This window comes from Actinoallomurus sp. NBC_01490, assembly GCF_036227085.1.
GTDB lineage: Bacteria > Actinomycetota > Actinomycetes > Streptosporangiales > Streptosporangiaceae > Actinoallomurus > Actinoallomurus oryzae.
The window spans coordinates 8201286-8222420 of the sequence record NZ_CP109433.1; the positions used below are offsets into that span (position 1 = coordinate 8201286).

Annotated in this window: 20 protein-coding genes and 1 riboswitch; of the genes, 12 read left to right on the forward strand and 8 right to left on the reverse strand. The window is 71.2% G+C overall.

Annotated features, from left to right (window positions below):
* Window positions 1–77 precede the first annotated feature (77 nt).
* The 4 genes from OG417_RS37835 to OG417_RS37850 all read right to left on the reverse strand — a co-directional run bounded on the left by OG417_RS37835 (window position 78) and on the right by OG417_RS37850 (window position 6128).
* Window positions 78–1694 carry a phospholipase C gene (locus OG417_RS37835; protein WP_329239511.1) on the reverse strand — a complete coding sequence of 539 codons (1617 nt, stop codon included), beginning with the start codon at window positions 1692–1694 and terminating at the stop codon, window positions 78–80.
* 132 nt (window positions 1695–1826) lie between these two features.
* Window positions 1827–3437: a phospholipase C gene (locus tag OG417_RS37840; RefSeq protein ID WP_329239513.1), complete on the reverse strand. Its 1611-nt coding sequence runs from the start codon at window positions 3435–3437 to the stop codon at window positions 1827–1829.
* Window positions 3438–3631: 194 nt separating this feature from the next.
* Window positions 3632–4933 (reverse strand): iron uptake transporter deferrochelatase/peroxidase subunit, encoded by a 1302-nt coding sequence (gene efeB, locus OG417_RS37845; protein ID WP_329239516.1) that lies wholly within the window; start codon window positions 4931–4933, stop codon window positions 3632–3634.
* 64 nt (window positions 4934–4997) lie between these two features.
* Entirely contained in the window at window positions 4998–6128 is a 1131-nt protein-coding gene (locus tag OG417_RS37850) for an EfeM/EfeO family lipoprotein (protein WP_329239519.1), read from the reverse strand.
* A 184-nt stretch (window positions 6129–6312) separates the two neighbouring features.
* Here OG417_RS37850 and OG417_RS37855 point away from each other — a divergent pair, with 184 nt between their 5' ends.
* The gene (locus tag OG417_RS37855) at window positions 6313–7203 is read left to right on the forward strand and encodes a sucrase ferredoxin (protein WP_329239522.1); all 891 of its coding nucleotides are present in this window, start codon (window positions 6313–6315) and stop codon (window positions 7201–7203) included.
* Window positions 7204–7360: 157 nt separating this feature from the next.
* Window positions 7361–7657 carry a WhiB family transcriptional regulator gene (locus tag OG417_RS37860; protein ID WP_285576288.1) on the forward strand — a complete coding sequence of 99 codons (297 nt, stop codon included), beginning with the start codon at window positions 7361–7363 and terminating at the stop codon, window positions 7655–7657.
* Window positions 7658–7789: 132 nt separating this feature from the next.
* Here OG417_RS37860 and OG417_RS37865 read toward each other — a convergent pair whose 3' ends face one another.
* A complete protein-coding gene (locus OG417_RS37865) occupies window positions 7790–8452 on the reverse strand; it encodes a phosphoribosyltransferase (RefSeq protein ID WP_329239525.1) in 663 nt (220 codons plus the stop codon).
* Window positions 8453–9006: 554 nt separating this feature from the next.
* Between OG417_RS37865 and OG417_RS37870 the strand changes: the two genes are divergently transcribed.
* Complete coding sequence (locus tag OG417_RS37870) at window positions 9007–10197, forward strand: site-2 protease family protein (protein WP_329239527.1); 1191 nt, start codon at window positions 9007–9009, stop codon at window positions 10195–10197.
* Between the two features lie 10 nt (window positions 10198–10207).
* On the opposite strand, the gene OG417_RS37875 is transcribed toward OG417_RS37870, so the two are convergent.
* Window positions 10208–11281 carry an alpha/beta fold hydrolase gene (locus OG417_RS37875; RefSeq protein ID WP_329239530.1) on the reverse strand — a complete coding sequence of 358 codons (1074 nt, stop codon included), beginning with the start codon at window positions 11279–11281 and terminating at the stop codon, window positions 10208–10210.
* A gap of 415 nt (window positions 11282–11696) precedes the next feature.
* On the opposite strand from OG417_RS37875, the gene OG417_RS37880 reads away from it, so the two are divergent.
* Together OG417_RS37880 and OG417_RS37885 are read left to right on the forward strand one after the other, a co-directional pair.
* The gene (locus tag OG417_RS37880; protein ID WP_329239532.1) at window positions 11697–12341 is read left to right on the forward strand and encodes a hypothetical protein; all 645 of its coding nucleotides are present in this window, start codon (window positions 11697–11699) and stop codon (window positions 12339–12341) included.
* A gap of 105 nt (window positions 12342–12446) precedes the next feature.
* Window positions 12447–12956 (forward strand): hypothetical protein, encoded by a 510-nt coding sequence (locus tag OG417_RS37885; RefSeq protein ID WP_329239534.1) that lies wholly within the window; start codon window positions 12447–12449, stop codon window positions 12954–12956.
* A gap of 58 nt (window positions 12957–13014) precedes the next feature.
* On the opposite strand, the gene OG417_RS37890 is transcribed toward OG417_RS37885, so the two are convergent.
* Window positions 13015–14118: a YihY/virulence factor BrkB family protein gene (locus OG417_RS37890; RefSeq protein ID WP_329239537.1), complete on the reverse strand. Its 1104-nt coding sequence runs from the start codon at window positions 14116–14118 to the stop codon at window positions 13015–13017.
* A gap of 190 nt (window positions 14119–14308) precedes the next feature.
* A complete protein-coding gene (locus OG417_RS37895; RefSeq protein WP_329239539.1) occupies window positions 14309–15106 on the reverse strand; it encodes a TIGR03084 family metal-binding protein in 798 nt (265 codons plus the stop codon).
* 55 nt (window positions 15107–15161) lie between these two features.
* Here OG417_RS37895 and OG417_RS37900 point away from each other — a divergent pair, with 55 nt between their 5' ends.
* The 7 genes from OG417_RS37900 (at window position 15162) to OG417_RS37930 (ending at window position 21111) form a co-directional block, all read left to right on the forward strand.
* On the forward strand, window positions 15162–15314 hold the full coding sequence (locus OG417_RS37900; protein WP_329239542.1) for a hypothetical protein: 153 nt from the start codon (window positions 15162–15164) through the stop codon (window positions 15312–15314).
* Window positions 15315–15654: 340 nt separating this feature from the next.
* On the forward strand, window positions 15655–17307 hold the full coding sequence (locus tag OG417_RS37905) for a nitrite/sulfite reductase (RefSeq protein WP_329239544.1): 1653 nt from the start codon (window positions 15655–15657) through the stop codon (window positions 17305–17307).
* Window positions 17304–17483 (forward strand): Insertion element protein, encoded by a 180-nt coding sequence (locus OG417_RS37910; protein ID WP_329239548.1) that lies wholly within the window; start codon window positions 17304–17306, stop codon window positions 17481–17483. Before OG417_RS37905 ends, OG417_RS37910 begins: the two co-directional genes overlap by 4 nt.
* Entirely contained in the window at window positions 17480–18193 is a 714-nt protein-coding gene (locus OG417_RS37915; RefSeq protein ID WP_329239551.1) for a phosphoadenylyl-sulfate reductase, read from the forward strand. Before OG417_RS37910 ends, OG417_RS37915 begins: the two co-directional genes overlap by 4 nt.
* Window positions 18175–18939, forward strand: coding sequence for a sirohydrochlorin chelatase (locus tag OG417_RS37920; RefSeq protein ID WP_329239554.1), 765 nt, complete (start codon window positions 18175–18177; stop codon window positions 18937–18939). The genes OG417_RS37915 and OG417_RS37920 overlap by 19 nt, the downstream gene beginning before the upstream one ends.
* 554 nt (window positions 18940–19493) lie before the next feature.
* Window positions 19494–19637, forward strand: a riboswitch (cyclic di-AMP (ydaO/yuaA leader).
* An 11-nt stretch (window positions 19638–19648) separates the two neighbouring features.
* Window positions 19649–20407, forward strand: coding sequence for a CHAP domain-containing protein (locus OG417_RS37925; protein ID WP_329239557.1), 759 nt, complete (start codon window positions 19649–19651; stop codon window positions 20405–20407).
* Window positions 20408–20496: 89 nt separating this feature from the next.
* Window positions 20497–21111 (forward strand): hypothetical protein, encoded by a 615-nt coding sequence (locus OG417_RS37930; protein WP_329239560.1) that lies wholly within the window; start codon window positions 20497–20499, stop codon window positions 21109–21111.
* Window positions 21112–21135 lie beyond the last annotated feature (24 nt).

A 21135-nucleotide genomic window follows, 5' to 3' on the forward strand; every position in this document is an offset into this window, starting at 1 on the left:
GAGGCGGCCGGGCGCCGCGGGTCCGCGGAACGCGACGGCCCCCGCCCGGTGGGCGGAGGCCGTCAGGTCGTGTCAGGTCAGCCGGAGGCCGGGGCTCCGGTCTTCGGGTCGAGGATCAGCCGGTCCGCCCTCGCGTGGCGGAAGTCCAGCAGGCCGCCGACACCGCCGGCGCGTACGTCCATCGACGCGTCCCCGATGCGGCCCACCCGCCAGTTGTCCTCGATGAACCGCAGGATCGAGGTCTGCTCGGCGTACGAGTGGTCGACGTGGTTGACCCTGGAGTACGGCGAGATGGCGAGGAAGGGCAGACGCTGGCTCGGCCCGCAGCGGTCCTGGTAGCCCTTTGCGGCACGCACGTTCGAGCACAGCGGCGTGTCCTGTGAGGCGTCGGACGAGCCGTTCGTGACCTTCGGCGGGACGTGGTCGTACCAGCCGTCGGAGTCGTCGTAGGCGATGAAGATCGCGGTGGACTTCCACTGCGGCGACTGCTGGATCTTGTTGATCGTGCTGACGAGGAACTGCTGCTCGTCCAGCGGGTCGGAGTAGCCCGCGTGGCCGTCCTGGTACGACGGCGCCTTCAGGAAGCTCACCGCCGGCAGGTCGCTCGCCTTGAGGGCCGCGTCGAAGTCGGTCAGGTCGTAGTTGTGGTTGGCCTGGTCGGTACGGCCGATCGCGGCGACCGACGACGGCGGCAGGTGCTTGGGGTTGGAGGTCGACTTGTAGTACGCGAACGGGTTGTGGTGCGGGCTGTAGTCCACCACCGGGATACCGCCGACGTTCGGGTGGGTGGCGCCGCAGACCGCGTAGCCGTTGGCCGAGCCGGTCGGCCGGAAGCCGCCCTGGAACCAGCCCCAGGTGACCTTCCGCTGGTTGAGCAGGTCACCGATGTTGCGGCCGGTCATCACGCCGAGGTTGTTCTTGGACGTGTGGTTGTTGTCCGAGCAGTCGTCGAACGCCGGGTCCGGGTCGTTGATCATCGTGCCGACGCCGTTCTCGTCCGGCGACTGGACGACGTAAGAGTCGCTGACCTTCTCGTGCGTCACCGGGTCGACGGCGTAGATGCCGTGCGTGTTGCCGGAGATGAGGTCGATCGCGCCCGGCGTCGAGGGGCCGAACACCGTGTCCCAGTTGTTGTCGCTCATCGCGTAGTTCTGGGCGTAGTTCCACATGCCGGTGACGGTGTTGCCGTCGAAGTAGTCCATCACCAGGCCCGGCTCACCGAACAGGACCGGCTGGCCGGTGCACTTGTCCTTCTCGGTGTTCTCGACGAACTTGTCCATCTTGCCGCCGTTGACGGCCAGTTGCTCCTTGCCGTACGTGTGGTCCTGGTCGCAGGTCAGGGCCTGTTCGTGCGTGAGCCGCTTGGGGTTGTACTGGTTGGGGTTCTTGGTGAGCAGCTTCCTGCTCAGCCCGTTCACCTTCGGCGTGTGCTTCTTGGCGGTGAACTTCGTCCCGTCCGTGTTGGCCGCCTTCGGGTACGTCCCGAAGTAGTGGTCGAACGAGATGTTCTCGTCGAACAGCACGACCACGTGCTGGATGGGCGTCGAGGTATGGACCGGTGACCACTCGGCGACGGTCAGCGCGCTTGAGGCGTTCTCGCCGCTTCCGCAGCTTGCCAGGGTCAGCGAACCGGCGGCCACCAGGGCCGCGGCGATCGCCGCCGGTCTGCGCCTCTTCCACTTGCGGGGAGCCATTTACCCTCCAGGATGACGACGGGGCGACGATCATGTTGCCGGAACCTGACGGGCAGGTAAACAGCAGGTGATGACGAAAAGGCGCCCCCGCCCGGCCGAAGCCGGACGAAGGCGCCTCCCGGGGAGCGCGGCTCAGCCGAACCGGCGAGCGCCCGTCTTGGGGTCGAGGAAGAGCTCGCCCGCCCTCGACCGGTGGAAGTCGAACATGTGGCTCAGGTCTCCCGCGCGAGCGTCGAACGAGCCGTCGCCGATCCGGCCGACGCCCCAGTTCTGCTCGATGAACTTCGTGATCGAGGCCTGCTCGGTGTAGTGGTGGTCGACGTAGTTGACCTTGGAGTACGGCGAGATCACCAGCAGGGGCAGACGCTGGCTCGGCCCGCAGCGGTCCTGGTGGCCGCCGGCCACCTTGGCCTTGCCGCACAGCGCCGGGTCGTCGTTGGCGGCGTCGGAGGAGCCGTTGGTGATCTTCGGTGCGACGTGGTCGTACCAGCCGTCGGAGTCGTCATAGGCGATGACGACCGCGGTGGACTTCCACTCGGGGGACTTCTGCAGCTTGTTGATCGTGTTCACGAGGAACTGCTGCTCGTCCAGCGGGTCGGAGTAGCCCGCGTGGCCGTCCTGGTACTCGGCCGCCTTGAGGAAGCTCACCGCCGGCAGGTCGCCCGCCTTGAGGGCCGCGTCGAAGTCGGTCAGGTCGTAGTTGTGGTTGGCCTGGTCGGTACGGCCGATCGCGGCGACCGACGACGGCGGCAGGTGCTTGGGGTTGGAGGTCGACTTGTAGTACTGGAACGGCGAGTGGTGCGGGCTGTAGTCGACCGCGGAGACGCTGCCGACGTTCGCGTGGGAGGCGCCGCAGACCGCGTAGCCGTTGGCCGAGCCGGTCGGCCGGAAGCCGCCCTGGAACCAGCCCCAGGTGACCTTCCGCTCGTTGAGCAGGTCGCCGATGTTCTTGCCGGTCATCACGGCCAGGTTGTTCTTGGACGTGTGGTTGTTGCCGGAGCAGTCGTCGAACGCCGGGTCCGGGTCGTTGATGACCGTGCCCACACCGTTCTTGTCCGGCGAGGCGACCACGTAGGAGTCGCTGACCTTCTCGTGCGTCACCGGGTCGACGGCGTACGCGCCGTGGGTCTGGCCCGCGATCAGGTTCAGCGCGCCCGGGGTGGACGGCCCGAAGACCGAGTCCCAGGAGTTGTCGCTCATCGCGTAGTTCTGGGCGTAGTTCCACAGGCCGGTGACGGTGTTGCCGTCGTAGTAGTCCATCACCAGACCCGGCTCACCGAACAGGGGCGCGGCGCAGGTGTCCTTCTCGGTGTTCTCGACGAACTTGTCGACCTTGCCCCCGTTGACGGCCTTCTGCTCGTGGCCGTACGTGTGGTCCTGGTCGCAGGTGAGGGCCTGCTGGGGACTGAGGCGCTTGGGGTTGTACTGGTTCGGGTTGTCCGTGAGCAACTTCTTGCTCAGCACGTTCGCCCGAGGCGTGTTCCTCTTGGCGACGAACTTCGTGCCGTCGGTGTTCGCCGCCTTCGGGTAGGTGCCGAAGTAGTGGTCGAACGAGACGTTCTCGTCGAACAGCACCACGAGGTGCTTGATCGGGGTCGTGGTACGGACGGGCGACTCGGCAGCCGTGAGCGAGGTCGCCCCGCCACCGGTCGTCCCGCAGGCCGCGAGGGCCAGCGAGCCGGCGGCCGCCAGCGAAGCGGCGATCACCACCGGTCGCCGTCTCTTCCACTTGCCGGGACCCATCTTGCCTCCTGGGGGAATATCAAGCTCCGGGTCCTGAAAGGGAGACCCGGGGGCCGCGTCGGTCCAGCGGGGATCCCATCGGATCGGGACGAAGATCCCGGTGATGGAAGGTGTCCCCCAGGTGAACAAGCCCCCATGCGGACTTGAAGGATCCTTGCCGCGTCTTCACGCGACGGCGTTCACCCGCCGTACACCTAGGCGAGGAGCGCGCGTCCGAGGAAGTCCCCGGAGTCGCGTACGCCCGGCAGCGCGAAGAAGTAGCCGCCGCCGAACGGGGTGATGTAGTCCACGAGCGGCTCGTCGATCAGGCGTTCCTGCACGGCCTCGAACTGCCGCTCGGGGTTCTGCTGGTAGCAGGTGAACACCAGGCCCATGTCGAGGTCGCCGACGGCGTCCACGCCGCGGTCGTAGTTGTAGCTGCGGCGCAGGATCCGGCTGTCGGCGGTCTGGGGCGTACGGGGGTTGGCCATCCGGATGTGGCTGGTCAGCGGGATGACCTTCCCGATCGGGTCCTGGGCGAACTTCGGCTCGTCCAGCTCGTGCGTGCCGTCGAGGGGCGCGCCGGTCGCGCGGGCACGGCCGAACATCTGCTCCTGCTCGGTGATCCCGACCCGGTCCCAGAACTCCACGAGCATGCGGATCAGCCGGATGACGACGTACGAACCGCCGGCCGTCCAGGCGGGCTCACGCGAGCGGTCCGCCCAGACGAGGCGGTCCATCTCGCCTCCGCTCGCGGTGTCGGGGTTGGCGATGCCGTCCTTGAAGCCCATGAGGTTGCGGGGCGTGCCGCTCGGGCGCGGCGGGCTGGTGAAGCCGCTCATCCGCCAGCGGATCTGCGCCGCGCCGCGCGTGTGCCGCGCGATGTCGCGCAGCGCGTGTACGACGGTGTCGTCGTCCTCGGCCGACAGCTGCAGGCTGACGTCGCCGTGGCACCAGTCCGGGTCGAGGTCGTCGTTGGGAAACATCCGCATCGGCTTCAGGCCGGCGGGCTTGCGGCTCGCCAGGCCGTACCGGTCGTCGAACAACGAGGCGCCGACGCCCACCGTGACCGTCAGCCCGCCGGCGGGCACGTCGGGCCCGAGCACTCCGGAGTCGGGCGGCGGCGCGCTGATGCCGCTGTCGTCCGGCGCGCCCCCGGCGGTGAGCGTGCGGGCGCGATCGGTGAGGGTGCGGAAGAACTCGGTCAGCTCGCCCCGCCCGGACGCGATGACGTCGAGGGAGACCACGATCGTCCGGGGCCGCGGCCGGTCGAGGATGCCGGCCTGGTGCGCGCCGTGGAACGGCCGCGCGGGAGGCGGGGTGGCACGGCCGGGCGGCGCGGCGGCGGCGCTCGCGGACGCTCCGGCGAGCGAGCCGGCCACACCGGCGGCGAGGGCGCCGCGCAGGAAGGACCGGCGGTCGCCCCGCGGCGCGCCCTCGCGCCGTGACGCGCCGTCTCTCCGTGGCGCTCCCGCGCCTCGCGGCGCGCCCTCGCCGTGGGGGCTCCGCTCGGTCATGAGCCCTCCTTCGCCGGAGGGAGTGACCACAGGGGCGCGTCTTCGATTCCCTCGCTTCGCTCGGTCATGAGACGCGCCTCGGCTCGGCGATCGTGGCGATCGGCGCGAGCAGTTCCAGCAGCCGGCCCGCCGTTCCGTTCAGGCGCTCGCGCTCCGTGGTGGACAGGCGGTCGACCGAGGATCTGCCCTTGAGCTGCGCGTCGAACCGGTCGAGCCAGGTGTCGACCTGCGGCAGGGCCGGGTAGCGGTCGCGCAGGAGCGGCCGGAGGACGCCGAGCACCTCACGGGTGCCCTCGACGTTGGCCGCCGCGGTCTTGAGCGTGGTGCCGCTCCCCTGGTCGGCCTTGCCGGTGAGCTGGAACTGCAGGGTGTTCTCCAGGATCTCGTGCGCCCTGAGCGGCAGGTCGGCGGGGTCCATGCGCTGGTGCGGGAAGTCGGACTTCAGGGCGCGGGTGTCGTGGGCGAGCCGGTCGGCCACCTTGCGCAGCGACGCGGCGGACTCCCCGTGCCACAGGCCGTACTCCAGCCGGTGGAAGCCGGTGAAGCCCGGGTCGTGCACGCCTTTCGGCAGGCCGGCGGGGCTCCCGTTGATCGCGCCGTCGAAGTCGCCGAACGTGCCGTACGCCGCGCCGAGGCGTTCGTACGCGAGGTGGGCCGGCGTCCAGGCGGAGCGGGCGGCGTCGAGGTCGCCGTCGTCCACGGCCGCGCGCAGCCTGCCGGTCGCGGCGATGAGGCGGTCGAGCCCGGCGTCGACGTACTTGGAGTACGCGCGTGCCGGGACGTACAGGTCGTTGTTGGTCACGGGCAGGACGGCGGCGCTGCTCCCACGACCGCCCGCGATGCGTATCGACGGCCCGGTGACCGGATCGCCGCCGGCGTCGTCCTCGCAGCGGAAGGCGTAGGTGCCGACGCCGAGAGACAGGTGCAGCCGCCGCGTCACCCCGGGCCCCAGGCCCTCGATCTCGGCGTAGACCGCCCCGGAGGCCGGATCGATGAGCGTCACGCCCGCGGCGGTGGCGCCGTCGTTACGTACCGTGAGCACCTGACCGCCCGCGTGAGGCCGCTCCCAGCCGGTGCCGCATCCGCTGGTCGACGCCTCGATGGCCGCCGGGCGCGCGACGCCGCGGGTCGGGCGGGCGTCACCGGCACTGGCCAGCAACAACGCCACACTCACGACCAGGAGGGGCGTGCGCATGGGGCTCCCATGATCGGTCTCGGGGGGACGGGAACACTGTAGAGCGTGCACGGTGCCGCACGTCGATACCTTCGGGGATTTCCGAGGCGTGTGTTCACTCTGTGTTCATCCGCGACTCCAGTCACCTCGCGCGACAGCAGCTAGTTAGGTTAGTCTTACCTAATAAGCCTGTGAAGGGGGTTCGTTGCGGGACGACCGATGCACGCACTGCGCCGGGTGCCACACCGGCCGGCGTTCGTGCCTGGCCAGCGCGACCGTGGGCTCGCGCGCCTGGTTGCTCATCGAACACCCCGGTCCGTGGGGCGAGGACGTCGACACCATGGCGCTCCCTCCACCGCTCGCCGAGGCCGTCGCCCGCGCCCGGCGCCACGGCGTGCGCCCCCAGCTCATCCGGACGCCCCGACGGCGGCGCGCCACACCGCCGCTCCAGGTGTACGCCGGGTTCTCCGGCCCCGGCGGCGGCGTCTGGCTGGAGGGGCGCGAACTGGAGGACCCCGAGGAGCTGGCCGATCTCGACCTGGCCGCCGTCGGCGCCGGGCTGGCCCCCGGGTTCGGCGTACCGGTCGCGGGCCCGGTGTTCCTGGTGTGCACCCACGGGAGGCACAACGCGTGCTGCGCCCGCGTCGGCGCGCCCCTCGCCCGGTTCCTGCACGAGCGCTTCGGCGAGGTGTGGGAGACGACACATGTGGGCGGCGACCGGTACGCCGCGAACCTCGTCTGTCTGCCCCACGGCCTGTACTACGGCGACCTGGACCAGCGGCGCGCGCTGACCGCGGCGGAGGAATATCGGCGCGGCCGGGTGGTCCTCGAAGGCTTTCGCGGCCGGGGCGGCCAGGCCGAGTCCTCGCAGGCGGCGGAGCATTTCGTCCGCGCTCGTACGGGGGTCCTCGGGGTCGAGGACGTCACCGTGGAGTCGGTGGCCGGCGACGTCGCCGTGGTGCGAGCGGGCACCGCACGCTATAGGCTCCGGGTGGAGCAGAGGCCGATGGGCGCGTGCGGTCCCGGATGCGGCGAAGACATCCGAACATATGTTGAACGGGACCTGACTCTTCTCAACGCGACGGCCCTCGTGTAACCTCTCCGAGGCCCTGTACGCCGTTCCTGAGAGGACACGGCGCTCTCCGGGGAACATCACGGCGCTTCTCGACGTTGCAAGTTTTTGGCACGTACTCACCGTTTGGCGCCCGTGACCGAAATTTATGCTCACCCGCAAGCTACGAGGTGGTAGTTCTATGGCTCAGGTACGTCGGCAGGCAAACCTCCCCCGCCCTAGCTGGGGCTGGCAGGACGCTGCCGAGTGCCGGGGGGAGGACCTCATCCTGTTCTTCGGCCCGGACGGTGAACGTCAGCCGGAGCGGGAGATCCGCGAGCGCAAGGCCAAGGCGGTCTGCATGCGCTGCCCCGTGCGAGGAGAATGCCTTGACTATGCCGTGTCCCGGCCGGAGAAGTACGGCACGTGGGGCGGCCTGAACGAGGACGAGCGCGCGTCGGAGCGCCGCCGCCGCATGCGCCGCGCCAACGCCGCCTGAGCGAGAGCGCAGCCTGCGGCCCCGCCCCCGCGGGGCCGTTTCCATAGAGCCGGTACCGCCGAGGGCGGATCCGGCTCTTGTCCTCTCTGAGAGCGCCTCCCCCGCACTCGACGAGCGTCTCCCCCACACCGGTCAGGTGTGGGGGGCGTGCAGCAGGGACAGCACGTCTCCGTCGGTCAGCTGGTCGAAGTGCTGGTACCACTGGCCGACCGCGCGGAAGGACGACGGGGCGGCCAGGACCACCAGGTCGTCCGCGGCGGAAGAGAGTTCCCACACCGTCTGGGCCGCGCCCACCGGTACCGCCAGCACCAGGCGCCTCGCGCCCTCCGCGCGTACGGCGGCCAGGGCCGCCCGGGCGGTGCCGCCCGTCGCCAGGCCGTCGTCGACGACGACCACGTCGCGGCCCTTGAGCGGGGGCAGCGCACGGTCGCCGCGGTAGGCGGTGATCCGGCGGGCGAGTTCGGCGCGTTCGCGGCCGGTGGTGGGGTCCAGGTCGCGTTCGGTCAGGCCCAGGCGGCGGAGCAGGTCGGCGTCGAAGACCGGCTCGCCGCCCTCGGCGATCGCCCCGACGCCCAGCTCCGGCTGGCCCGGACAGCCGATCTTGCGCGTGACCAGGACGTCGAAGGGAACGCCGAGTCGCTCGGCGATCTCGTGTGCGACCGGGACACCGCCGCGGGGCAACGCCAGCACTACCGGATCCGTGAGGCCCAGTGCCGCCACACGCTCGGCGAGCACCCGCCCGGCCTCCGTCCGGTCGGTGAACGGCAGTCGTACGCCATGTCCGCTCGAACCCACGGTGAACCACCTCGAAAAGCCGGTTGTCCGTGGCTCTACCCACCCGCGGGGTCCCTCAACGGGCGTCGCCGGGAGCCGTCCAGGGGCGCTGGTGCGACGGGTTCCGGTCCCTGGACGGACTCTCGATCAGGCGACGAAAAGACCTGCGGGGCGATTTCCCTGCGCCGGTATTACCCGGTTCAGGTGGTGGAGGTCGCCGATACCGGCTATGCCGTTCGGCCTCTCAGCCCTTCCTTCGAATCTCGTCGGAGCTCCTTTAACTCCTTCTCGATTCTGTGGTCGGGCTCCCTCGCTCGTCCCGCAGGCCTGATTTCAGCCTCCGCAAGGGCCGAACGGCCTTCCAGGGCCGAAGGTCCCACCGCCACGGGACCTTCGTCGCCTGTCCCGTCCCGCCGCCCCCGGGGGCGCCGGGAGCACCCTCTTCCTCCGCGTGCCGCCCGCGGCCGACGGGCCCACCTGCGACCTTCGCCCGCTCACCGGGGACCAATGGACGTACCCCGGCCGTCCGTACGAGCCGAGAGTGGATGCTGGGTCACCATGTCGAGGAGGCGGCGATGAAGCAGAATCTCCGGCTGGGCCACGTCGCGGGCATCCCGGTGGGGGTCAACTGGTCGGTCGTGGTGATCCTCGTGCTGATCGCCGACATCGTCGCCGGGAACGTCCTGCCGCGCGCGGACGCGGGCCGGCCCGCGAGCGTGTACTGGGCCATCGCGATCCCCACGGCGCTGCTCTTCCTCGCCTCGCTGCTGGCTCACGAGGGCGCCCACGCCGCCGTCGCGCGCAGGCGGGGGCTCGGGGTGCGTTCGATCACCCTGTGGATGCTCGGCGGGGTCGCCCAGCTCGACGGTGAGCCCAAGACCGCCCGTACGGACCTCGCCGTCGCCGCCGCGGGCCCGCTGACGAGCCTCGCCATCGGAGGGGTGCTGTTCGGCGCCGCGGAGGGCGCCTCGACGGCAGGCGCGCCGGGCGTGATCGTCGCGGCGCTCGCCTGGACCGGCGCGACCAACGCGTTCCTGGCCGTGTTCAACCTGCTGCCGGGCGCGCCGCTGGACGGCGGCCGCATCCTGCGGGCGCTGGTGTGGATGCGGTCCGGCGAGCGGTCGCGCGGCGACCGCGTCGCGACCATCGCCGGGCAGGTCATGGGCGCCGCGCTCGTCGGCGCCGGCGTCGCCCAGCTGATCTTCCTCAGCCAGACGGGCGGCCTGTGGCTGATGCTCATCGGCTGGTTCCTCATCTGGACGGCCGGGGCGGAGGCCCGGTCGCGGGTGGCGCAGGAGGCCGCCGAGGGCGTCCGGGTACGCGATCTGATGGTCCCCGAGCCCGAATGCGCGCCCTCCTGGCGGCCGATCGGAGAGTTCATCGCGAGCGTCGCGGCGCGGTCGCGCCAGTCGGCCTTCCCCGTGACCGGGTTCGGCGGCGAACCGTGCGGCGTGGTCACCCTGGCGCGCCTCACGCGCGTGCCCCCGGCCCGCACCGGCGACCGGATCGACACGGTCGCGGTCGCGCTGCCGCACGACTACCTGGCCGCGCCGGAGGACCCCGCCGCGCCGCTGGCCGCGCGGCTGCCGCTCGCCGGCACCGTGCTCGCCGTCGTCGTCGCCGACCACCGCGTCGTCGGCATGGTCACCGCCGACGACCTCGGCCGGCTGGTCCAGCAGAGCAGGCTGCGCTCCAAGTACGCGCCCCGCAGGCCCGCCGAGCCCGCGTCCGGTCCACCCGTACGGCGGCCCGAGGACGGCTCTTAGGGGAACGCGCTCAGGAGCGGTGGTGGTGCTGGGCCCGGGCCGGCTTGGCGATCCGCTCGCCGGGTACGGACGCGGCGGCGACCAGCTTCGGCGGCGTGACGCGGCTGATCAGCCTCCAGACCTGCTCGCCGAACTCACGGGGGCGTTCGAGCACCAGCAGGTGGCCCGAGTCGGGGACCACGACCAGCTCCCCGCCGGACATCGCGGCGACGAGCGCCTCGGCGTGCGCGAGCGGGGTGATCACGTCGCGTTCGCCGACGAGGACGAGCACCGGGATGCGGCCGAGCGCCGGCAGGACCGCGTGCAGGTCGTACCGGACGAGCTCGGTATAGAACTCGGCGATCACCTGGATCGGCACCGACGCCATGAGCCGCGTCGTGAGCCGGGCCACCGGGCGGGGCACCCGCGAGCCGTACAGGTAGGGCCAGGTGATCAGGTACGTCGCGCCGCCCGCGGACCGCCGCGCGCCGTCCACGAGGCGTGCGTGCCGCCGCAGCCGGCTGAGAGTGGCGGGTACCAGGCGACGCACGACGAACGGTGCCGTGATCGACGGCAGGCCCGCGGTGATCGTGGACAGGCCTCCCGCGGAGGTCGAGGAGAGTACGACGCCGACCACCCGTCCGCCGAACATGCCGGGGTGGGACTTGGCGAGGGCGAGAATGGCCATCCCGCCCATGGAGTGGCCGACCAGCACCAGCCGTCCGCGCGGGGCCGCGGCCCGGATCACCGCGAACAGGTCGCGCCCGACCTGGTCGATGGTGGCGTTGGGCGGCGTGCCCCAGCCGGACCGGCCGTGGCCGCGGTGGTCCCACAGGACCACGCGAGCCTTGCCGGCCAGCATCGTGCGCTGGACGTCCCAGCTCGTGCAGTTCAGCAGGTAGCCGTGGCAGAAGACGACGGTCAGGGGGGCGCCGGGGGCGTCCTGGATCTCCGCGTGCAGCTCGACACCGTCATCGGCGGTCACGGTCATCGACCGGGTCGGCGGCGGATGATCGGGCTCGGTCCCGGCGACGGGATGTCCGGGTATCGGAAGCAACGAGCGTCCCTGTTCCGCCAGCGCGCTGGCGATGTCCGTGAACGACATGACCACCTCCGCCGGGCGGTGCCGCCCTGCCTCGGCAGGCCGCCACCGTCACTCGCCATTGAGCCTGCGGCCGAGGTGGCTGGAGATCCTCGGCCCGTCTCCCCAACGTGCGGCCGAACCCCCCTTCCCCACAGGTTCTCACTTACACGTTGCGTCACACGATGAAGCCGGGCCAGGGGCGAAAGTCCTGAATATCGCGGCCGGCGACCTCAGGCGTCCCTCGCGTCTCACCCGGTCACGATGCGTATGAACCGGTCATTCGCGGGGTAGGGCGCATGTGCGTTGATACACCCGCATTGGGTACGAAATCCATGACGCCCCCAGGACCATCCCCCAGCCGACGGGCGGCCCGCCGCCCGTGAGCCGTACGGCCGACAGAGAGGGATGGACCTTGGCCACACCGAGAAGGCCGGTGATGAACGACGACGGCCGGGGGGCGGTCCCCCTGGCCGCCGCGGAGAGCGGCGAGCGGCTCTCCCCGGGGCTGGCGGACGGCCTGATGCATCGCCTGTTCGCGGTCGGCCTGGACCTGCACGCCGCGCTGACCTACATCGAGGCGAACCTCGGCGCCGACGTCACGGTCGCCAAGGTCCACAAGGCCATCGACGGCCTGGACGGCGCGATCAAGGACTTTCGCGGTGTGGTCTTCGACCTGCGTCCCGAGGGCTCGGCCGGAGAATCGGGCCTGCGGGCACTGATCGTCGAGGCGGTGGAGCGGGCCTGCGGCCCGGGCCGGACGTGCCCGGCGCTGACGCTCGGGCACGGCATCGAGGCGATGATCGACCCGTCGGCCTGGCAGCGGGTCGCCCGGCTGGTCCACCGGACCCTCGCCCTCGTCCCCGGCGAGCGCCTGCCGGACGTCCACGTGATGATCAGCGCCGACCCGAGGCCGCCCACCTGGCTCGTCATGCACCTCGACGCGCCCGCGGGCGTCCTCACCGAGGTGGCCGGGCGGATCCGCGTGCTCGGCGGACGCGGCACGGACGTCTCCCGCCAGGACCTGCCGCCCTCCCCCGAACGTTCGCGAATCCGCCTCGAATGGCCCATGCCGGCGCACTGATCCCCAAGCCCGCCCGGATCTCCCCGGCCGGATACCCGACAGTCGCTCACGCCGCGTGGCGTTACCGCCACGGACGGCGCGCCCGGCCTACCGTGGGGTGTGATCATGAACGAGGTGATTCACGCATGGTGCCTGGTCAACGGCTCGTGGATGGAGCGCGAGGACCCGGTGATGGCGATCTGCGAGCCGTACGGCGGTGACGTGCGCGCGGCGGTGGCGAACCTGGGCTACGAGGCGTGGTGCCAGGTCGGCGAGCTGCCGTCGGTCCCGGTCTCGCTGACGCTGTACTCACGGGAGACGCCGCCGTTGCAGTTCCTGCTGCAGCTCGAGGGCAACGCGGGCAACGTCGTCGAGCACATCTTCGCCGAGACGCTCCCGGACGCGATGGAGCTGCTCGCGCGGTGGACGCCGATCGCCCGCCCCTGGTACGGCAAGGGACGCGGCGGGGACCTCCGGGGGCACGCGGAGGACGGCTCCGGACGCCCCCAGGAGGGCCCGGGACGTCCGGAGACGCCCCCGGCACGTGCGAGAACCCGGCGCCGGTCCCCGGCGCCCCGCCCGGTGCCCTCCCCCGCACCGTCCGCGGTCGACCGCCTGGCCTCGCCCGGCGCCTGACCCCGGCGCCCAGAACCCCGCCTGCCGTACAGCAGGGCGTGGGGTTCCGTGCGGTCTCTCAGGCGCTGCGGGACTCCGGCCGGGCCTGCTCGCTCTCCCGCGGCTCCCGGGGCTCCCTCGCCTCCCGGGGCGCGGCGTCCTCCTCCGGTACGGGGTCCTCGTCCGCCTCGTCGGCCGCCGCGACCTCGACGCGCCGCTCGGCGGCCCGCAGTTGCTTCTTCGCCACCCGGGCGCGCGCCTCGGCGGCCTCGGCGCGGGCCCGCGCGGTGTACTCGCCGGGCCACAGTTTGTCGATCTCGGCGTTGAGCGCGGCGCCGATCAGCACGGCCAGGGCGGTGACGTACAGCCAGGCGAGCACGGCGATCGCCGCGCCCAGCGAGCCGTACACCGTCACGCCCGACGCGGAGCCGTCCAGGTAGAGGCGCAGGATGAGGCTGCCCAGCGCCCAGATCGCCAGGGCCACCGCGCCGCCCGGCAGCCCCCGCCACCAGGCCGTGCGCACCGGGACGCTGAGGTGGTACAGCGAGGCGAGGAACACGATGGAGACGACGATCAGCACCGGCCAGTACAGAACGTGCACCACCCGCGCACCCTCGGGCAGCCAGCGCAGGACGAGCGTCGGGCCCGCGACCAGCACTGGGATGACCACCAGCCCGACGCCGATCCCGGCGATGTAGAGGAAGAACGCGCGCAGCCGGGTGCGGATGACGCCGCGCACACCGGACAGGCCGTACGCGATCGTGATCGTGTCGACGTAGACGTTCAGCGCACGTGAGCCGGCCCACAGCGAGACGAGGAAGCTCAGCGAGACGAGTTCGACCCGGCCGCCCCGGAGGACGTCGTCGAGGAGCGGCCGCACGACGGTGTCCACCGACTGCTCGGTCAGCACCGTCTGCGCCTTCTCGATCACCCATGTGCGGATGTCGGCCACCGTGTCGTCGCCGAGCATCGACCGGAAGTGCCCGAGCGTGCCGATCAGCCCCAGCACGAGCGGCGGCAGCGACAGCAGGGTGAAGAACGCCGCCTCGGCGGCCAGGCCGGTGACCCGGTAGCGGAACGCGGAGACACTCGTACCGCGGACGATCCGCCACACGGCGGACCGGATCCGGGCGCGTACCGAAACCTCGGCAACGCCCGCCGAAGCATCGGAGAGGGTGGTCACGAACGTCTACCGTAGCCGTGACGCGTCCGGTACGTGCTGCGACGACCACTTCGCGGGATGTCGCGCCACCTGTCGCAGGGCCGCTCCGGCGCACGGAGGGACCCGTCGTCGCCGGGCGCCCGGCGGGAGGTACGCCTCGCGGAGGTGCCGGCCATCCACCGCCCTTCCCTCGTCACCGCCGGTCGGGAACTCAGGCGAACCGTCCCGGGCGGCGTCCGGTGCCCGGCGGCCCCGCGAACGCCTGGGCGATACCGATCCATTCTTTCGCGACGGCGCCCGAGACCGCCAGATCCACATCGGCCGGATGCCGCCGCTGCGTGACGACGAGGCAGAAGTCCAGCGCCGTTCCGCGTACGACGTCGGCGGCGCCCTCGGGCCCGGCGGTCCACGGGCCGCCGCCCGGCAGGGTGAGCTCGATCCGCACCGGCACGCGCGGGACCGGGCGCCGGCGCACCATAAAGCTCCAGGGCAGGGCGCGTACGCCGATCTCGGCCACGTGACGCAGCCGGTCGGTGGGCTCGCGGACCGCGTCCCGGCCGGCCTCCCGCAGGCCGTCGACGACGTCCTGCCCGTGCGCCCAGGTCTCCATCAGCCGCGCCGTCGCGAACGACGCCAGGCCCATGTCCGGGCCGTACCAGGGAATCCGCGTCTTCGGGTCGGCCGCGGCGAGCGTCTCGGTCAGGCCGGCGCGGGCGGAGCGGAACCAGGCGAGCAGGTCCTCCCCCGGCATCGACCGTCGCTCCGCCACGAGCGCGTCGGCGTCCAGGCCGGCGTCCGCGGCCGCCCGCGCCTCGGCGCGGAACTCCTCCGGCGTGGTGACCGCGCGCACCGCCGCGTCGTCGAACCACGCCAGATGGGCGATCTGGTCGCGTACCGCCCAGCCCTCGGCGGGGGTCGGGACGTCCCAGACGCCCGGGCCGAGGAGCCGGTCGAGGTCGGCCGTCTCGGCGCTCAGGTCACGGATCAGCACCTCTGTCGCCACACCCATCGCATCAGCGTACAGAACCGCGTTCGGTGCGGCCTGTGCTGCGAGAATGGGACACATGATCTGTGAAGCGTGCCGCGACCGGCGACACGACGAGTGCCGTGGCGGCACATGGTGCGACTGCCAGCACCAGCCCCCGGCCGGAGGCGACGAGCCGGACACCGAACCGGACGCGCCCGAGCCGCCGGTCAACTGGCTACGTCAGGGCTGAGAGCCGGGAGGGCCGAGAGGCCGGAGAAACGCCAGGGACCTGTGACAGGGTCCGAGGCCAAAGATAGGGACGCCGTTCCGCATATCGGACAAGGTTGGACACCCATCGAACGGCATGTCATCATCGGTGTATGGCTGCTGCGAACCCGTTGCTGGTGATGCGCCGGCACGTCGACTTTCTTCGCGTGGGCAGCGCCATCTGTCGTTGACACTGATCAGCCGCCACTGCCTCATGGGCGCGCGGTATGCCGGTGTCGGATTTCCTCCAAGCTCAGCGTAGAGCCAGCAGCGAGCCTGCCGGTGTGCTCCGCGTCCACCATCCACCACGGAGGACGCGCACGATGCCACCCCGTCAGCGGAGGCGAGGCGAGGGTCAGTGGGCCCTCGGTTATCGCGAACCGCTCAACAAGAACGAAGAGGGCAAGAAGAACGACGACGGTCTGAACGTCCGCCGTCGGATCCTCGACATCTACTCCAAGTCCGGCTTCGACTCGATCGACCCGGCCGACCTGCGCGGCCGATTCCGCTGGTACGGGATCTACACGCAGCGGCGTCCGGGGATCGACGGCGGCAAGACCGCCGTCCTCGAGGACGAGGAGCTCGACGACCGCTACTTCATGCTGCGCGTCCGCATCGACGGCGGCCGGCTGAACGCCGCCCAGCTCCGGGCGATCGCCGACGTGTCGAGCAAGTACGCGCGCGGCACCGCCGACGTGACCGACCGGCAGAACATCCAGCTGCACTGGATCGAGATCGAGTCGGTGCCGGCGATCTGGGAGACGCTGGAGGCCGTCGGCCTGACCACGACCGAGGCCTGTGGCGACACGCCGCGCGTGATCATCGGCTGCCCGCTCGCCGGGATCGCCGCCGACGAGGTGATCGACGCCACGCCGCAGCTCCAGGAGATCCACGACCGTTACATCGGCAACCCCGAGTTCTCCAACCTGCCGCGCAAGTTCAAGACGGCGCTGTCCGGCTGCACGGCGCAGTGCACCGTCCACGAGATCAACGACATCGCGTTCGTCGGGGTGGTGAACGACGAGGGCGAGGCGGGCTACGACCTGTGGGTCGGCGGCGGGCTGTCCACCAACCCGATGTTCGCCAAGCGCCTCGGCGCGTTCGTCCGGCCCGAGCAGGCGCCCGAGGTCTGGGCCGGGGTCACCGGGATCTTCCGTGACTACGGCTACCGGCGGCTGCGGAGCCGCGCCCGGCTCAAGTTCCTGATGAACGACTGGGGCCCCGAGCGCTTCCGCGAGGTGCTGGAGAAGGAGTACCTGGGCTACACGCTGCCCGACGGGCCGGCGCCGGGCGGGCCCCGTGACGCCCGCCGCGACCACGTCGGCATCCACCGGCAGCGCGACGGCGCCTACTACGTCGGGTTCGCGCCGAGGGTCGGCCGGGTCAACGGCGACCTGTTGCACGTGATCGCCGACCTGGCCGAGGAGTACGGCTCGGGCCGGGTGTGCACGACGACCGAGCAGAAGATGGTCATCCTCGACGTGCCCGAGGACCGCACCGAGGCCCTCGCCGCCGAGCTGGAGGCCCACGACCTCCAGGTACGGCCCTCGGTCTTCCGGCGGCAGACGATGGCCTGCACGGGCATCGAGTACTGCAAGCTGGCGATCGTCGAGACCAAGCAGCGCGGCATGGACCTCATCGAAGAGCTGGAGAAGCGCCTCCCGGACTTCGACGAGCCGCTGAGCATCAACCTCAACGGCTGCCCGAACTCCTGCGCGCGCGTCCAGGTCGCCGACATCGGGCTGAAGGGCCAGCTGGTCACCGACGCCGACGGCAACCAGGTGGAGGGCTACCAGATCCACCTCGGCGGGACGGTCGGCGGTGCCTTCGGCAAGAAGATCCGCGGGCTCAAGACCACCGCGGACGAGCTGCCCGACTACGTCGAGCGGGTCCTGCGGCGCTACCAGGACCAGCGGAACGACGGTGAGTCCTTCGCCGACTGGGTGCAGCGGGCGGAACAGGAGGATCTTCGATGACCGAACGAGCGGTCCCCTTCTACTGCCCCTACTGCGGCGACGAGGACCTCGAGCCGTACGAGAGCGACGGCGGCTGGCACTGCCGCGCCTGCACCCGTGCGTTCAAGCTGCGGTTCATCGGCACCGGCGCGCTCAGCGCCGCCGTCCCCGCCGACCCGAGGGGGCGGGCGAGATGACCCTCACCTTCGAACGCCCGACCGCCGCGCTCGACCTGACCGACATCGTCGAGTCGGCCGCCGACGCCCTCGAAGAGGCCCCGGCCGAGGAGATCGTCCGCTGGGCGATCGCGACGTTCGGCGACCGGATCTGCGTGACGTCCTCGATGAAGGACGCCGTGCTGGTGGATATCGCCGCCAAGATCCGGCCGGGCATCGACGTGCTCTTCGTCGACACGGGCTACCACTTCGCCGAGACGATCGGCACCCGTGACGCCGTCGAGGCGGTCTACCCGGTCAACGTGGTGAACGTCACATCCTCGCGTACGGTCGCCGAGCAGGAACGCGACCTGGGTCCCCGGCTCTACGGCCGGAATCCGGACCTGTGCTGCCACCTGCGCAAGGTCGAGCCGCTGAACCGCGCCCTGGAGCCGTACCTCGCGTGGATCACCGGGATCCGCCGCGAGGAGACCGCGCACCGCCGCGGGGCCAGGGTCGTGGAGTGGAACGCCTCGCGCGGGAAGGTCAAGGTCAACCCGCTCGCCCGGTGGACGCACGAGCAGCTCGGCGCGTACATCGAGGAGAACGGCATCCTCGTCAACCCGCTGCAGTACGACGGCTACCCCTCCATCGGCTGCGAGCCGTGCACCCAGCGGGTCGCGCCCGGCGACGATCCGCGCAGCGGCCGGTGGGCCGGCACCGGTAAGTCCGAATGCGGCATCAACCTCTGATCACCTGCGCGCCCCCGCCGCCTCTGGTGGCGGTGGCGCACGGCAGCCGGGACCCGCGTGCGGCGGCGACGGTCGAGGACCTGCTCGACCTCGTACGCCGCCGGTCCGGGCTGCGGGTGATGACGTCCTACCTCGACCACGCGCCGCCGACGCCCGGCCAGGCGCTGGGGGCGCTCGCCGGCGACGGCGCCGGCGAGGCCGCCGTCCTCCCCCTCCTGCTGACCGCCGCGTACCACAGCAAGACCGACATCCCCGGCGCGCTGACCGAGGTGCGCCGGGACCACCCGCGGATGCGCCTGTGGTACGGCGCGACGCTCGGGCCGCACCCGCTGATGATCTCCGCCCTGGAGCGGAGGCTGGCCGAGGCCGGTGTGACGCCCGATCCGGACACGGCCCTCGTGCTGGCCGCCGCGGGGTCGAGCGACCCGTCGGCCAACGCGACGATCGGCCGGATGGCCCGCGGCTGGCGCGGATGGCGGCGTGTCGTCCCCGCCTACGCCTCCGCCGCGCGCCCCACGCCGGCCGAGGCCGTACGCGGGCTGCTGGACGCCGGGGCTCCGCGGGTCGCGGTCGCCTCCTACTTCCTCGCCCCCGGCTACTTCGCCGACAAGGTCCGCGACGAGTCGCTCGCGGCCGGGGCGACGGCGGTCTCGGCGGCGCTCGGCGCCGCGCCCGAGCTCGTAGAGATCATCAAGCAGCGCTACACCGAGATCATCACGCTCGGTGATCAAGCAGCTGTCGGCTGAAAACCCTTATTTCACCGGGGTTTCGGGCTTGACAGACCAGCCCATGTGATCTTCTCGCAGGTCAGAGCCGGGGGATGTCCATATTTACCCTTTACGGCCCGAAATATGTTTGCTATGTTCGGTTGACCGACGACGCCCCCCATGCGCCGTCCGTAACATCTCCGCCGGCCAGGGCCTGCCCACCAGCACCACCGCGTGCGGCACGCGACGACGCGTGAGAGGGGCCCCCCTTCCGGGCCGCGACGGTTCATAACCAAGAGCGCCGCTCCGCGCATCCCTTGCGATCCCCCCTCATGGATCCACCTCCGATGCCGGTTCGGCAACGCGCCGCATCCGCCGCGAAGCGACGGAGCCGGACCCCGTGTCTCTGACAGGGCGTGTGGCACGCCTCCAGTGTGCCCGCAGGGCGACTTCCCGCCCGAGCCCGTGGGGTGATCGGCAGGCGCCGGGAAGTCAGGAGTGCACCGGACGAATGGACGACAAGATCCCCTAGACCTGAGAGAAGTGGCCGTACACACGGCCCGCCATCCCCCTGTTCTTCGAGCCGTCCCCTCAGACGGCTCCCGCTGAATCCGCACTTCGCGGAACCGGGGACCCACCGCACCACTGGGGTGAATCGGCGCATCCCCTTTGCGCCGTAGGGCAGCTTCCACGCCCGAACCCGTCAGCTAACCCGGTAAGCGGCATGGAAGCAAAGGAGTGCTCGAACGTGTCAGGTCGACACAAGAAGTCATGCCGTCTGCTGCGTAACACCAGACTCGGCGGTTCCCTCGCCGCCGTCACCGCCGTCGGCGCGACCGCGATCAGCCTGATCGCGGCGGCCCCGGCCGGATCCTCCCAGAAGGTCGACGCGGTCTCGGCCGGAGCAGTGGCGACCGTGCCCCACGACGCCGCGTCCCCCAAGAAGCCGGACACGCTGGCCCTGGCCGACAAGAAGGCCGGCAACGTCAACACCGAGAAGCGCCAGGTGCTGCCCAGCGCGAGCGACGCGCTGAAACTCGCCGAGTCCCAGGTGGGCGTCACCGAGGACTCCTCCGGTGGCGGCACCAAGTTCCAGCAGTGGTTCGTCTCCTCTCCGTGGGCCGAGCGCGGCGTCCAGCGCGACGGCGGCAAGGTCTCCGACTACGCCAACGCGAACTGGTGCGACATGTTCGTGTCCTGGATCGGCGCCAAGCTGGGCGTGAAGGGAATGGGCGCGGACGCCTTCACCCGTACCCACGCCCAGTGGTTCAAGGACCAGGGCCGCTGGGGTGAGGACGCGACGCCCGGCGCCGTGGTCTTCTTCTCCTGGAGCGGGAGCAAGTCGATCGACGACATCGACCACGTCGGCATGGTCATCAAGGACAACCACGACGGCACCATCCAGACCATCGAGGGCAACACCGACAACGCCGTAAAGATCCGCACGCGCGACAAGTCGTCGGTCGTCGGCTACGGCTACCCCGAGTACGGCTCCAGCGACGCCTGAGCCCTCTCCCCGCCCCGGCCGCGCGCCGGCCGGGGCGGCCCGCCCTGCACGTCGTCTCCGACTCCCCTGTGCTGAGAGGCCATCCCCCCATGTTCGAATTCGCCAAGCATTCCCTGGATCGATTCTCCACCAAGACGATCGCCTCGGTGGCGACCGGCGTCGTCGTGGCCGGCGCCGGCCTGTCCGTCGCGCTCACCCACTCCGCCGACTCGTCCCCGGCCGCCCGTACGAGCAGCGTGCAGGTGACGCAGGAGGACTCGGGCCTGCTGGGTCCCGGCTCGGAGGGCCACGCGGTCAAGCTGCCCCGGCAGGCCCCCACTGAGAAGGCCGACAAGAAGGCCGCCATGCCGGGCGGCGTCTCCACCGGCACGTCGTTCTGGGACGCGGAGACCGCGTCGGGCAAGCCGATGTCGTTCCACACGATCGCCAGCCCGTACTGGCCGCTCGGCACCAAGGTGAAGATCACCGTCGGCAAGAAGAGCGCCGTCGGCGTGGTCGAGGACTTCGGCCCGGCCGAATGGGCGGTCGCCCAGCACAACCCGCCGGCCATCATCGACCTGTCCGAGGAGATGATGCAGTACTTCACCGGCACCCGGTCCAACTCGATCCCGATCAAGTTCCAGGTGCTGCAGCTGGGCGACGGCCCCGTCTACCGCCACTCGGGCACCGGTTACGACATGGCGACCGGAGTCTCCGAGAAGTAGCCCTTTCCCGCCCCCATCCCCCCT

Excerpts from the sequence above, each read along its gene's own strand:
- OG417_RS37895 (WP_329239539.1), bottom strand. The coding sequence starts at position 15,106 with ATGGGTGTGGCGACAGAGGTGCTGATCCGTGACCTGAGCGCCGAGACG.
- OG417_RS37920 (WP_329239554.1), top strand. The coding sequence starts at position 18,175 with ATGCGGCATCAACCTCTGATCACCTGCGCGCCCCCGCCGCCTCTGGTG.
- OG417_RS37900 (WP_329239542.1), top strand. The coding sequence starts at position 15,162 with ATGATCTGTGAAGCGTGCCGCGACCGGCGACACGACGAGTGCCGTGGC.
- OG417_RS37880 (WP_329239532.1), top strand. The coding sequence starts at position 11,697 with ATGAACGACGACGGCCGGGGGGCGGTCCCCCTGGCCGCCGCGGAGAGC.
- OG417_RS37840 (WP_329239513.1), bottom strand. The coding sequence starts at position 3,437 with ATGGGTCCCGGCAAGTGGAAGAGACGGCGACCGGTGGTGATCGCCGCT.
- OG417_RS37930 (WP_329239560.1), top strand. The coding sequence starts at position 20,497 with ATGTTCGAATTCGCCAAGCATTCCCTGGATCGATTCTCCACCAAGACG.
- OG417_RS37905 (WP_329239544.1), top strand. The coding sequence starts at position 15,655 with ATGCCACCCCGTCAGCGGAGGCGAGGCGAGGGTCAGTGGGCCCTCGGT.
- OG417_RS37860 (WP_285576288.1), top strand. The coding sequence starts at position 7,361 with ATGGCTCAGGTACGTCGGCAGGCAAACCTCCCCCGCCCTAGCTGGGGC.
- OG417_RS37850 (WP_329239519.1), bottom strand. The coding sequence starts at position 6,128 with ATGCGCACGCCCCTCCTGGTCGTGAGTGTGGCGTTGTTGCTGGCCAGT.
- OG417_RS37885 (WP_329239534.1), top strand. The coding sequence starts at position 12,447 with ATGAACGAGGTGATTCACGCATGGTGCCTGGTCAACGGCTCGTGGATG.
- OG417_RS37875 (WP_329239530.1), bottom strand. The coding sequence starts at position 11,281 with ATGTCGTTCACGGACATCGCCAGCGCGCTGGCGGAACAGGGACGCTCG.
- OG417_RS37915 (WP_329239551.1), top strand. The coding sequence starts at position 17,480 with ATGACCCTCACCTTCGAACGCCCGACCGCCGCGCTCGACCTGACCGAC.
- OG417_RS37870 (WP_329239527.1), top strand. The coding sequence starts at position 9,007 with ATGAAGCAGAATCTCCGGCTGGGCCACGTCGCGGGCATCCCGGTGGGG.
- OG417_RS37910 (WP_329239548.1), top strand. The coding sequence starts at position 17,304 with ATGACCGAACGAGCGGTCCCCTTCTACTGCCCCTACTGCGGCGACGAG.
- OG417_RS37835 (WP_329239511.1), bottom strand. The coding sequence starts at position 1,694 with ATGGCTCCCCGCAAGTGGAAGAGGCGCAGACCGGCGGCGATCGCCGCG.
- efeB (WP_329239516.1), bottom strand. The coding sequence starts at position 4,933 with ATGACCGAGCGGAGCCCCCACGGCGAGGGCGCGCCGCGAGGCGCGGGA.